Here is a 12,664-nt window from a genome sequence, read left to right as displayed (position 1 = left end):
TTCAGCTGTTTACTTACCTACCCTCGCTGCAGACAGAAAGGTGACGTGTGACCCCACCACACTCCGGTGGCCGGCGCCCGAGGCGGGCTCCCGCCGCCCGTGCCGCTCAGCCACGCGGCGCCTCTCACCAACCACGGCAGCGCTACGACGCCGACCGCGTCGTTCCCGCGACCCGCTCCCGGAATCCACGTACCGGCAAGCCTTTCCTGAGTCAGCAAAAGACGATGCGCCAGCGCGTTCACGTCATTGCGGCGGTGATGCTCGTCATCATGCTGGCCTGGATGGGGCGCCTCGCCTGGGTGCAGATTGTATGGGGTCCAGACCTGGCAGCGAAGGCAGCAGCGCAGCGAACCCGCGTGTACGTCGACACCGCCGGGCGCGGTGAGATCCTTGCACGCGATGGCCAGCGCTTGGCCTACACCATGCGTGCTCGGTCATTGACCGTCTCACCCACTCGCCTGCGCGATGAGCTTCGTGAGCAGGAAGAGCAGAAGGCCACCGGGGCGGCGGAGTTTGACTCCTTGGCTCCCGACGCGAAGAATTCCTACCTAGACAACAAAGTGACCGAGCGGCTCACCGAAATGTCGGAGGGGATTCCGAGCAAGCTGAAGGAGGCCGGAATCGATGCCGGCGACGTGGAACCGGAGCAGATTATGGACAAGCTCCGTGCCGACACCCAGTATGAGGTCCTCGTGCGCAATGTCGACCCAGAGGTCGCGGTAGCTATTTCCGAGGAATACCACGGCCTTGCCGCCGATGAGCAGCAAATCCGCCAGTACCCCAACGGTGCTATCGCGGAGAACGTTATCGGCAAGGTGTCCATGGACGGCCAAGGCCAGTTTGGTTTCGAAGCCTCCGGTGATACCACCCTCACGGGTATTGATGGCAGCTCCACCGAAGACGTTTCGGCTAATGGCCAGGTGATTCCCGGTAGCCTCCGTGATCAGGTGCCCACCACTGACGGCAAAAATGTCACGTTGACGCTGGATCTTGATTTGCAGACCTACGTGCAGCAGAAGCTGGAAAAGGCAAAGGCTAACTCGAAGGCGAAAAGCGCTGAGGCGGTCGTGCTGGATGCCGCTACCGGACAGGTCTTAGCCATGGCGAATACGGGGACGGTTGATCCGAACAAGGACATCGAAAAGCAGCTCCAGAAGGACAAGACCTTCGACAACCTGGCGGTCTCGCACCCCTTCGAGCCCGGCTCGGTGGCGAAGATTATTACTGCCGCCGCGACCATCGAGGAGGGTCTGACTGACCCGGATGAAGTTCTGCAGGTGCCCGGCTCCATCGACATGGCCGGCGTGACTGTTAATGATGCTTGGCCGCACGGCGTTGAGCCTTATACCACGACAGGCGTCTTCGGTAAGTCCTCGAACGTCGGAACGCTGATGTTGGCGGATCGACTTGGCCAAGATAAATACGCCGACTACCTGAAGAAGTTCGGACTCGGGCAGACCTCCGGAATCGAGCTGCCCAACGAGTCCCCGGGACTGGTTCCCGATCGTTCGCAGTGGTCCGGCGGTACCTTCGCTAACCTGCCCATCGGCCAGGGCCAGTCATGGACTGCCCTGCAGCTGGCGTCTGTTTACCAGGCCCTCGCCAACGACGGCGAGCGCATCGAGCCGCGCATCATTGATTCGATCACCGCGCCGGACGGGACGAAGGAAGAGCTGGAGGAGCCCGAGACCACCCGCGTGGTCAGCGCCGAAACCGCACGCACCGTCGTCGACATGTTCCGAGCGGTCTTCCAGGATGATCCGCAGGGCCTGAACAACGGTACCGCCGGCAACGCCAACATCGAGGGCTATCAGCTCTCCGGCAAGACCGGTACCGCGCAGAAAGTCGATGAGGACACTGGGGCTTATTCCAATTCCAAATACTGGATCACGTTTGCGGGCATTGCGCCTGCCGATGATCCCCGCTTCGTCGTCGCCGTCATGCTCGATGAGCCGGAATCCGGTGTCAACGACGATGGATCCGGCGGCCAATCAGCGGCCCCTGTTTTCAGCGATATCGCATCCTGGCTCCTTGACCGCGACAATATCCCGCCCTCCCCGCCAGCACCGCAACTGACTTTGCGCGCCGAGTAGTCAGCTCTCACACCGAAAAGCACATATCGAAAACCTAGAGACAGAGAAATAGAGAAGAGGAATCACCGTGACCAGCAGCACCACCCTGAAGCGCCTAGCAGAGATTTCTGGGGGCACAGTGATCGGGGATGCCTCGACTACCGTTAGGTCCTGTGGGCTGAACTCGGCAGCACTGCCGCCCGGTGGCCTGTTCGCGGCGCTTCCGGGCACACGGGTTCACGGCGCGCGCTTTGCCGCCGATACTAAGGCCGCAGCCATTCTCACTGACGCCGAAGGCCAGCGTATCCTCGACGACGCCGGAGAGAAGCGGCCGCTTCTTGTGGTGGAGGATATCCGCGCCATCCTCGGAGCCGTGTCCGCTGAGATTTATGGTCACCCCACGCAGAAACTCACCATCCTTGGAGTGACGGGCACCTCGGGTAAAACCACCACGAGTTACCTCCTCGAAGCAGGCCTCTTGCACGCGGGCTATTCAGTGGGTCTCATTGGTACGACGGGTACCCGCATTAACCGGGAGCCGGTCCCGACTTCCTTGACCACTCCGGAGGCGCCGACCTTGCAGGAGCTTTTTGCGCGCATGGTGTCTGAGGGAGTTACGCACGTGGTGATGGAGGTCTCCTCCCACGCGCTATCGCTAGGACGAGTCCAGGGAACGCGCTTCGACGTGGGTGGCTTTACGAACCTGAGCCAGGATCACCTGGACTTCCACCCGACGATGGAAGACTACTTTGAGGCCAAGGCCCTGCTTTTCGACGGCCCCCACGCCGCCGACCGCTCCGTCATCTGCGTCGATGACGAATGGGGACAGCGTATGGCGCAGCGCGCCGCAGCACGCCCGGTGATCCGGGTATCAACGACCTCGCAAGGAAGCGATGCCGATATCACTGGCCGTCAGCTCAGCACTGAGGTCACCGGTGCACAGCAGGTGGAACTAACGCTTGCCTCCGGTGAGCATGCCGGAACGTTTGAATTCCGCCTGCCTATGCCGGGTACCTTCAACATCGCCAATGCGGCTCTCGCCACAGGGATGGCCGCCGCTATTGGAATCGAGCCGCACGTCTTCCTCGAGGGTGTAGAGAAGGTGGCAGTCCCTGGGCGCATGGAGCGTGTTGACCGCGGCCAAGACTTTGTGGCTGTGGTGGATTACGCGCACAAGCCGGCTGCAATCGCGGCCGTTCTGGAGACCCTGCGCACGCAGTTGGAAGGCAGCACGGGCCGCATCGGCATCGTCGTCGGCGCGGGAGGTGACCGCGATTCCTCCAAGCGTCCGCTCATGGGAGCGGCCGCCGCGAAGGGCGCGGACCTTGTCGTCGTCACCGATGACAACCCCCGCACCGAAGACCCAGCATCGATCCGTGCAGCCGTGCTTGCGGGCGCCCAGGAGGCAAACCCAGCGGCTGATATCCGCGAGGTAGGCTCACGCGCCAAGGCCATTGATGAAGTCGTGGCGTGGGCGCAGCCGGGTGATGCCGTCATCGTCGTTGGCAAGGGGCACGAGGTAGGCCAGCTCATTGGCGATACCGTCCATCACTTCGATGACCGCGAAGAGATGGCTCGAGCTCTTGAAGCCGTGACTACTGCGACTACCCTGAGTACCGAAGAATCCAAGGAGCAAGCATGATTGCGTTAAGCCTCGCTGAGATCGCTGAGATCACGGGCGGCCGCCTGGATAGCGTCGAAGAACCAGACACCCAGGTGACTGGTTTTGTCGAATTCGATTCTCGCAAGGTCACCCCAGGCAGCCTCTTTGTAGCGCTGCCCGGAGCCCGCGTGGATGGCCATGACTACGCCACCACCGCAATTGATAAAGGCGCCGTTGCCGTTTTGGCGGCGCGGCCGGTGGGTGTTCCGGCGATAGTCGTCGAACCCCACGGGCGCGTCGAGGGTGACGGTGCCAACGCGGATATTTACGCCAACGATACAGATGGGTCTGCGGCCGCCGTTGTCGCAGCGTTGTCTGCGATTGCTCGTGCAGTAACGCAGCGCCTTGCCGCAGAGCAGGAACTCACTATTGTCGGTGTTACCGGTTCGGCCGGCAAGACGTCTACCAAGGACCTCATTGCCACCATCTTCCGCGAGGTGGGGGAGACTGTCGCTCCGCCCGGCTCCTTCAATAATGAAATCGGGTTGCCCTATACGGCTCTGCGGTGCGATGAGCACACGCGCTACCTGGTGTCGGAGATGTCGGCCCGCGGCATCGGGCACATCCGTCACCTCACCGAAATCACCGCGCCGCGCGTTGGCGTGGTCCTGAACGTTGGTAGCGCGCACCTCGGCGAATTTGGCTCGCGCGAGAATATCGCTCAGGCCAAGGGAGAGTTGGTGGAGGCGCTGCCGAACGCGGAGGCAGGCGGCGTAGCCGTCCTTAACGCCGATGATCCTTTCGTCGCTGCCATGGCTCCACGCACGGAGGCCAAAGTGGTGTACTACTCCACGGAAAATCGTCGCGGAGGTGCCCCGGCAGCACAGTACTATGCCACCGACATCGTGCTCGATGACGTCGCTCGTCCCTCCTTTACCCTGCACAGCCCGGATGCCGAACCCGTTGCTGTGAAGCTCCAAGTCTTTGGCTCCCACCAGGTGTCTAATGCACTGGCCGCGGCCGCCGCAGCCATCGAGCTGGGGGTGTCGGCAGACACGGTGGCGGCTGCCCTGTCCGGCCACCGCCTCGCTTCCGAACACCGCATGGACGTGCGCACCCGCCGCGATGGCGTCACCGTCATCGATGACTCCTATAACGCCAACCCCGATTCGATGCGAGCGGCCATTGCCGCTTTGGCTTATACCGCAGCAGCGCGCCCCGACGCCCGTTCCATCGCGGTGCTGGGGGAGATGGGAGAACTCGGCAGCGATGCAGAGCAATCGCACCGCCAGCTCGGTGAGTTTTTGGCCAAGTACCACGTCGAGCACCTCATCGCGGTAGGGGAGAATCCCAACTGCCGGGCGATGGCCGAGGCCGCTGCGCAGCAAGGTATAAATACAGTGGTGTGCGCCGATGCCGCGGCCGCCGCACAGGCGGTGGACGGCATACTGCGCGTGGCCCCAGCAGGGGTCGATGATTGGGCTAGCCGTAACGTTAAAGATGTGGTCTTGATTAAGGCCTCCAATGCCCAACGTCTCTGGTTGGTCGCGGAACAGCTGAACCACAGCTAGCCGCTAGAAAGGACTTCAAGCTCGTGACTCAGATCATCATCGCTGGTGCGGTTAGCTTCCTCGTGGCGATCTTTACCACCCCGGTTCTTATCCGCTACTTCTCCGATACCGGCCGCGGACAAGAGATCCGCGAGGATGGCCCCAAGTCTCACTTGCGCAAGCGCGGTACGCCGACGATGGGTGGCCTTGCCATCCTCGCGGGCATCTTGGTGGCCTATGTTGTGGCTGGCCTCTATGGCCTGCTAACAGGGCATGAGGCCTTTACCGCCTCCGGCTTGCTGGTCCTCGGACTGACCTTAGGCTTGGGCGCGGTGGGCTTCGCGGATGACTTCATCAAACTCTTCCGCCACCGCAACCTCGGGCTCAATAAGACCGCCAAGCTAGTCAGCCAGCTCGTGCTGGCGCTGCTCTTCGGCTTCTTGGTTCTGCGTTTCCCCAACGATGCGGGGCTGACCCCAGGCTCCACCAAGCTATCCTTCATCCGCGACTTGAATACTTTCGACCTAGCTGTCGGCGGCACGGTCATCGGAACCATCGTGTTCTTGATCTTCATGTACATCCTCATTGCGGCGTGGTCGAACGCGGTGAACCTCACCGACGGCCTCGACGGCCTCGCGGCGGGCGTTACCGCGATTGTCATGGGCTCTTATTCGCTGATGACCTTCTGGCAGTTCCGCTATTCCTGCGCCACTAACTTTGCTGCCGGGTGCTACCAGGTGCGCGATCCGCTCGACCTCGCCGTGCTTGCGGCCGCAGGACTGGGCGGCTGCCTGGGCTTCCTCTGGTGGAATGCCGCGCCCGCCAAAATCTTCATGGGTGACACCGGGTCCTTGGCACTTGGTGGTTTGGTCGCGGGTATTTCCGTTACCAGCCGTACCGAGCTACTCATGATCATCATCGGTGCCCTGTTCGTCATCGAAACGGTCTCCGTTGTTATCCAAATCGTGGTCTTCCATTCCACAGGAAAGCGCTTCTTCCGTATGGCGCCGATCCACCACCACTTTGAGAACGGTGGTTGGGCGGAAACGGCCGTCGTTGTCCGCTTCTGGCTTCTGGCTGCCATGGCGGCGATGGCCGGCGTGGCAATCTTCTACGGTGATTGGCTCACCGCCTCCGGCATAGGAGTAGGGGCATGACGCGCCCAGACTTCCTCTCCGGCCGCGTCCTCATCGCCGGCGCTGGCGTCTCTGGCCGCGGGTGCGCGGCAGTCCTTTCCCGCTTGGGCGTGGACTTAACGGTGGCCGATGGCAACGCGGACTCCCGCAGCCGTATCGCTGCAGAGTTGGGCGTTGCCACCGTGGACACTTCCGCGGTGGACTTAGCTGAGTACTCGCTCGTCGTCACCTCGCCGGGGTGGCGGCCAGATTCACCGCTGCTCGCCGCTGCAGCCTCCCGCGGCCTTGAGGTGATCGGCGATGTGGAGTTGGCCTACCGCCTCGACCAAGCAGAAGTTTTTGGTGCCCCGCGCCGTTGGCTCGCGATCACCGGCACCAACGGCAAAACCACGACCACCGGCATGCTCGCTGCCATCATGGCTGCTGACGAGCAACGCTCCGGACAGCGCGCCCAAGCCGTAGGCAATATCGGCGTGTCATCTTTTGATGCCTTGGCCGCTGAGCCCCGTGTGGACATCCTCGTAGCGGAGCTCTCATCCTTCCAATTGCACTGGTCCTCCCAGCTACGCCCAGAAGTCGGAGCTCTGCTTAACCTCGCGGACGACCACCTGGATTGGCATGGCTCCTTCGAAGCCTATGCCGCAGACAAGGCCAAGATTCTGTGCGGAGAGCATGCCGTCTACGGCAAGGAAGATGAGCGCGTTCGAGCGCTCGCTGCCTCTCTTCCCGGCGCAACTGCTTTCGGCCATGCCGAGCCCGCTGCAGGTGAAGTAGGCGTGAGCACCGGCAGCCTCCTCGTCAACGAGGTTTCGGGGATGAAATCCGTCGTGGTGGACGATGCCACCACCATCCAACCCGCCGGTCTGGCCGGAGTGCTGGATGCCGCTGCCGCGTCGGCGGTCGCGGCTGTCGCCGGTGCTCAGCCGGAATCCATTGCCGAAGGACTTGGCTCCTACGTGGTGGCTGGCCACCGCGGGGAGATTGTTCACCGCCATGCTGGCGTGACCTACATCGACAATTCCAAGGCGACGAACCCACATGCCGCGGAGGTCGCTATGCGCGGCTTGGACTCCGTGGTGTGGGTGGCCGGCGGCCAACTGAAGGGCGCTGATGTCTCGGAACTGTTGCGCACCCATGCCGCGCGGCTGAAGGCGGCGGTTCTGGTGGGCGTCGACAAGCATGTGCTTGCCCAAGCCCTCGTGAAGGCAGCGCCACATGTGCCCGTCGTCATCGTGGATAGCCACGATCCGGAAGCCGCAATGGAACAGGCAGTGTCCGCCGCCGTGCAACACGCCGACGCCGGCGATACCGTGCTTTTAGCACCCGCTGCGGCATCGTTGGACATGTACACCGGTATGGGCCAGCGCGGCGATATCTTTGCCGCCGCTGCCCGCCGCCTCGCCCGCTAGCGCTAGGAGCACCCGTGACCGCCACCAGCACCCAGAAGCCACAACGCACGCTGGGATACCACCTGCGTGACCTCCGCGAGCGCCTCCGCGCCTACCCCGGGCTTGACTATTTAATGCTGCGCATCGCCATATTTTCGCTCATCGGCATCGGCGTGCTCATGGCCTTCTCCTCATCGATGGCGACGTCGCTGTCGGAGACCGATAGCCCGTGGTCTGCTGCACTGCGCCAGTGCGTGCTCGTTATCGCCGGCCTCATCGTGTTTTGGATTGGCCTGCGCATGTCGCCCCGCACGCTCCGGGCACTCGTGCCGTGGTTTCTGGGGCTATCCATCCTGCTTCTTATCCTCGTCCTCGTGCCCGGCATTGGTACCGGTCGTGTGGAGGTCGGTTCGCAGTCCTGGATCATGCTGCCTGGTGGAGTGGCTTTCCAGCCCTCCGAGTTTGCCCGTGTGGCCGTGGGCATGTACGGCGCTTCAGCGCTGGCGGATAAGACGCACCGTTCGATGCGCCTGACGGACCCTTTCATGATGTACTCCATCATCGCCGGCATCATGTTCGTGCTGATTGTGGCCCAAGGCGATCTCGGCATGGGTGTCTCCTTCGCCCTCATCGTCGTGTTCACTCTGGTCTTCGCCGGTGTGGACTGGCGTGTTCCGACCGTCGTCGGTGTCTTCGGCGCCATCGGCATGGTCACCGTCTTCTTGGCCGGCGGCTTCCGTTCGCACCGCTTCCACACTTATTTCGATGCGCTGCGCGGCAATATCGAGGACACACAAGGAACCGGTTTCCAGGCTTACCAGGGCTTCCTTTCGCTTGCCGACGGCGGCTTCTGGGGCGTTGGCCTCGGCCAGTCACGCGCCAAGTGGTTCTACCTCCCAGAGGCGAAGAATGACTTCGTCTTCGCCATCATCGGCGAGGAATTGGGCCTATGGGGCGGTGCCTTGGTCATCGGTCTGTTCGCCGTACTGGGCTACTTCGGGCTGCGGGCGGCAACACGCGCCCAGGATCAATTCCAGTCCCTGCTGGCCGCCACGTTGGCGGTGGGTGTTGTCGTGCAGGCATTCATTAACATTGGCTACGTGATCGGCGTGCTGCCTGTGACGGGTATTCAGCTGCCGATGATTTCTGCGGGTGGTACGGCCGCGGTGATCACGATTGGCTCGATGGGCCTGCTGTGCAATGTGGCGCGCCACGAGCCGCTGCAGGTTTCCGCCATGCAGAACTTTGGGCGCCCGCTATTCGACCGTATCTTCTTTATCCCCGAACCTACGCCGCCCAATGAGCGTCGCGGCGGGGCACACCGGGCCCCGCGTGAACGAGGGGAGGGCACGCGCTCCCAGCGCGCGCACCGCGACCGCTCCCAGCGCCATGTTGAGCGCAGCCGCGAGGAAAGATTTGGGCGTGCAGTAACGGGACGCTCGTCGCGCTCGCAGACGCCGCAGGGGGAACAACGGCGGGAGTATCGCCGGGAGTATCGGCGCGGCGAGCGACGGTAAGAAAGCGCGGCGCTGGTAGCGTGTAGTGCATGAATGACACGCCGATTTCCGTCGTCATCGCAGGTGGCGGCACCGCTGGACACATCGAACCAGCGCTCGCGGTGGGGGAGGAGCTGCGCCAGCGCCATGGCGCGCGGGTGACCGCTCTAGGAACCCCACGAGGTTTGGAAAGTGATATCGTGCCGGCGCGTGGCGTCGATTTGCGCATGATTACGCCGGTCCCAGTCCCACGCAAGATCAACGCCGATGCCGCGAAGCTGCCGTGGCGGGTCCTCAAGTCTGTCCGGGAAACCCGCGCGGTTCTGAAGGACGTCGGGGCCAATGTGGTTTTTGGTACTGGAGGATACGTCGCTGCGCCGGCCTATCTGGCGGCGAAGTCTCTGGGTATCCCGTTCTTCGTGCTCGAGACGAACGCTCTGGCCGGCATGGCCAACAAGCTGGGGGTGCGCCTCGGGGGCACGGGCATCAACGCGCAGGAACGCTCAGGTATGCCCGGTGAGGTCCTGGGAATTCCCGTGCGGCCGGGAATGGGTGAGGATCCCGACGGCGCAAAGGCGGCGGATGCGCGCCAGAACTGGAACCTCGACGCGTATCGCCCGACAATCGTGGTGACCGGCGGTTCACAGGGAGCAGTGAGCATCAACACTGCCGTGGCCGGCGCGCTCGATGACCTGTGCCGAGACTTCCAAGTGCTGCACGCCTATGGCAAAAAGAACGAGGCACCGGCTGAGCACGAGCACTACACCGCGGTGCCCTATATCGATGACATGGCTGGCGCTCTGGCCGTTGCTGACCTCATGATCTGCCGTTCCGGAGCGATGACGGTGGCAGAGGTCTCCGCGGCCGGTCTGCCCGCACTCTATGTGCCGCTGCCGCACGGCAATGGCGAGCAGGCTCTGAACTCGCGCGCGCTGGTGGAATCCGGCGCCGCGGTCCAAGTTCCGGACGCCGAATTGACCTCGGAGCGCCTCGTTGCCGAAGTTCGCGCTATCCTTGACCACCCCGAAACTTTGACGGCCATGCGTACTGCCGCTGACGCCAGCACAGCCGGCGAGGTTGCAGCTATCATCGCTGACCGCATCGCGCAGCGTGTCGCCGCCGAGAACCGCGGCTAGACGCACAGTACAGGTTAATGAAAGAAGGATTTTTCACCATGACTGATACCCCTGCCACCACGGACCTGTCCCGCGTCCACTTCGTCGGTATCGGCGGCTCCGGCATGTCCGGTCTCGCACGTATTCTGGTTAGTCGGGGCGCGGTCGTCGCCGGCTCGGACGTTAAGAAATCGACGGCTGTCGACGTCCTCCGCACGATGGGTGCGCACATCGCCATCGGCCATGGCGCTGAAAACCTTGACCTGACTGGTGATAAGCCAACCGTGGTCGTGACCTCCTTCGCCGCCATCCCACACGACAATCCCGAGCTCATTGCTGCGCGCGAGGCCGGAATCCCGGTCATCCGTCGATCAGATCTGCTGGCTGAGCTGATGGACGGCCACCGCCAGGTCCTGCTGGCTGGTACTCATGGAAAAACTTCGACTACCTCCATGGCGGTGTCCGCGCTGCAGCAGGCGGGCCTCGACCCCTCCTTCGCCATCGGTGGCCAGCTCAACCGTGCCGGAACCAACGCGCACGGCGGCACGGGTGATGCTTTCATTGCAGAAGCCGATGAATCCGATGCTTCACTACTGCGCTACAGCCCCTACGTGGCGGTGATTACCAATATCGAGCCGGATCACCTGGATTATTTCGGCACCGCGGAAAGCTACTTTCAGGTCTTCGATGATTTTGCAGACCGCGTTGTTGAGGGCGGCTACTTGGTAGTTTGCCTTGAAGACGGTCAGGCGGCCGCTACCGGCGAACGCGCAGCACAGCGCGGTATTCAGGTGCTGGGTTACGGCGCACGCAGTGCGGTAGGCGAAGATTCTTCCGTGCCCCTCGTAGCGGAGATTCTGGAGGAAACCGTCTCCGCCGCCGGCGCGCACGTCCGCGTTCGCTTGGCCCTGCCGGGGCAGGCGCCGCAGGAGTTGTCTTATGACTTGCACGTCCCCGGGCATCACATGGTGCTCAACTCGGCGGCCGCGCTGTTGGCCGGCACGCTGGCTGGCGGAGACCCAGCGGAACTGGCCGCTGGCCTGACCGACTTTACGGGCGTGCGCCGCCGCTTCGAGTACCGCGGCAGCGAGCGCGGAATCCGCGTCTTCGACGATTATGCGCACCACCCTACGGAGGTATCCGCGGTACTTAACGCGGCCCGTGCGAAGGCGGATGCGGAGGACGAGGGGGCGCGTGTTATCGCCTGCTTCCAGCCGCATCTGTACTCCCGGACAATGAAGTTCGACGCGGAGTTTGCTCAGGCCTTGGCGCTTGCCGACGCCGCCGTCGTCCTCGACATCTACGGAGCCCGCGAGCAACCGGTTGAAGGAATTACCTCCCGCATCATCACCGATAAGATGCCGGAGGACATGCCGGTCATCTTCGAACCCGATTTCTCCGAAGCCGCTGGCGATGTCATTTCCCTGGCACAGCCCGGTGATATCGTCCTCACGATTGGTGCGGGCACGGTTACCTACGTAGCCGGTGAGATTTTGTCCGAGCTGGGACGCAACGATGAGGCGGAAGAGCCGAAGGAACCGAATGTCTAAAAAGACTGGGGCGCTCGCGGTGGGCGTGGTGCTACTTGTAGCGGTCATCGCTGCAGCCGCAGTGTGGCTTTTTCCTATCCTCACGGTGAAATCCTTCGAGGTGGTGGGAAACGATCACGTTGCTGCTGAGGATGTGGAGCAAGCTAGTGGTGTCGCCAAGGGCTCGAACCTCGCGCGCTTGGATGCTCGCGAGGCCGCGCAGGGCGTGGCGTCGATTCCATGGGTAGAAAGCGCGACGGTATCGCGAGCATTTCCGTCGACGGTGCACATTGAGATCACCGAACATGAGGCAGTGGCCTTTGTTCGCAATGGTGGCACGACGGTGTTGGTAGATAATCACGGTAAGGAATTTGTGGAAGATGAAGCACCACCCGAGGCCGTGGAGCTGACCGGTAGCACAGACTCCGGCTCCCCAGAGATGCAGGCGGCCGTCGAGGCCGTTGCAGCCCTCCCCGCGCCGATTCGGGAGAAGGTGACGACCCTCGAGATCGCAGACAGGTATTCGCTGACTTTCCACACAAAGGATGAGAAAACCATCTTTTGGGGGGCATCCGAAGACAATAAAAACAAGGCGATTGCTTTCGAAGATGTGCTCAAGCTTGAGGGCGAATCCTGGAACATTTCTAACCCGTCGCTGGTGACTCGCCGCTAGGGGCGTCGCGAGTGGGACGGGTGGGGCGCTTGTTAAGAAAACCGCATGTCAGCAACCCTAAAGTAGAGGTTGAGGGTACCGACACGCGGCAAAATGTGCGCC

Annotated in this window: 9 protein-coding genes; all 9 read left to right on the top strand. The window is 62.6% G+C overall.

The annotated features are described in order from the left end of the window. The first annotated feature begins 224 nt into the window (after positions 1-224). The 9 genes from HMPREF2896_RS10590 (at position 225) to HMPREF2896_RS10550 (ending at position 12,562) form a co-directional block, all read left to right on the top strand. Positions 225-2,093: a peptidoglycan D,D-transpeptidase FtsI family protein gene (locus HMPREF2896_RS10590; RefSeq protein ID WP_070719490.1), complete on the top strand. Its 1,869-nt coding sequence runs from the start codon at positions 225-227 to the stop codon at positions 2,091-2,093. Between the two features lie 67 nt (positions 2,094-2,160). Then, entirely contained in the window at positions 2,161-3,714 is a 1,554-nt protein-coding gene (locus tag HMPREF2896_RS10585; protein ID WP_070445276.1) for a UDP-N-acetylmuramoyl-L-alanyl-D-glutamate--2,6-diaminopimelate ligase, read from the top strand. Next, the gene (gene murF, locus HMPREF2896_RS10580; protein WP_070719489.1) at positions 3,711-5,246 is read left to right on the top strand and encodes a UDP-N-acetylmuramoyl-tripeptide--D-alanyl-D-alanine ligase; all 1,536 of its coding nucleotides are present in this window, start codon (positions 3,711-3,713) and stop codon (positions 5,244-5,246) included. The genes HMPREF2896_RS10585 and murF overlap by 4 nt, the downstream gene beginning before the upstream one ends. Positions 5,247-5,269: 23 nt before the next feature. After that, positions 5,270-6,382 (top strand): phospho-N-acetylmuramoyl-pentapeptide-transferase, encoded by a 1,113-nt coding sequence (mraY, locus tag HMPREF2896_RS10575; RefSeq protein WP_070445282.1) that lies wholly within the window; start codon positions 5,270-5,272, stop codon positions 6,380-6,382. Next, entirely contained in the window at positions 6,379-7,770 is a 1,392-nt protein-coding gene (gene murD, locus HMPREF2896_RS10570) for a UDP-N-acetylmuramoyl-L-alanine--D-glutamate ligase (protein WP_070719488.1), read from the top strand. Before mraY ends, murD begins: the two co-directional genes overlap by 4 nt. 14 nt (positions 7,771-7,784) lie before the next feature. Then, a complete protein-coding gene (locus HMPREF2896_RS10565) occupies positions 7,785-9,266 on the top strand; it encodes an FtsW/RodA/SpoVE family cell cycle protein (RefSeq protein ID WP_070445288.1) in 1,482 nt (493 codons plus the stop codon). Between the two features lie 29 nt (positions 9,267-9,295). Beyond that, positions 9,296-10,381 carry an undecaprenyldiphospho-muramoylpentapeptide beta-N-acetylglucosaminyltransferase gene (murG, locus tag HMPREF2896_RS10560; protein ID WP_070719487.1) on the top strand — a complete coding sequence of 362 codons (1,086 nt, stop codon included), beginning with the start codon at positions 9,296-9,298 and terminating at the stop codon, positions 10,379-10,381. Positions 10,382-10,419: 38 nt separating this feature from the next. Next, positions 10,420-11,910 carry a UDP-N-acetylmuramate--L-alanine ligase gene (gene murC / locus HMPREF2896_RS10555; RefSeq protein ID WP_070719486.1) on the top strand — a complete coding sequence of 497 codons (1,491 nt, stop codon included), beginning with the start codon at positions 10,420-10,422 and terminating at the stop codon, positions 11,908-11,910. Continuing rightward, positions 11,903-12,562 (top strand): cell division protein FtsQ/DivIB, encoded by a 660-nt coding sequence (locus HMPREF2896_RS10550; protein WP_083311485.1) that lies wholly within the window; start codon positions 11,903-11,905, stop codon positions 12,560-12,562. Before murC ends, HMPREF2896_RS10550 begins: the two co-directional genes overlap by 8 nt. Positions 12,563-12,664 lie beyond the last annotated feature (102 nt).

Origin of the sequence: Corynebacterium sp. HMSC069E04 (assembly GCF_001813175.1) — a bacterium.
GTDB classification, from domain to species: Bacteria; Actinomycetota; Actinomycetes; order Mycobacteriales; family Mycobacteriaceae; genus Corynebacterium; species Corynebacterium aurimucosum.
This window is presented reverse-complemented; position numbering and strand designations above follow the sequence as displayed.

Excerpts from the sequence above, each read along its gene's own strand:
- HMPREF2896_RS10550 (WP_083311485.1), top strand. The coding sequence starts at position 11,903 with ATGTCTAAAAAGACTGGGGCGCTCGCGGTGGGCGTGGTGCTACTTGTA.
- murG (WP_070719487.1), top strand. The coding sequence starts at position 9,296 with ATGAATGACACGCCGATTTCCGTCGTCATCGCAGGTGGCGGCACCGCT.
- murC (WP_070719486.1), top strand. The coding sequence starts at position 10,420 with ATGACTGATACCCCTGCCACCACGGACCTGTCCCGCGTCCACTTCGTC.
- murD (WP_070719488.1), top strand. The coding sequence starts at position 6,379 with ATGACGCGCCCAGACTTCCTCTCCGGCCGCGTCCTCATCGCCGGCGCT.
- murF (WP_070719489.1), top strand. The coding sequence starts at position 3,711 with ATGATTGCGTTAAGCCTCGCTGAGATCGCTGAGATCACGGGCGGCCGC.
- HMPREF2896_RS10590 (WP_070719490.1), top strand. The coding sequence starts at position 225 with ATGCGCCAGCGCGTTCACGTCATTGCGGCGGTGATGCTCGTCATCATG.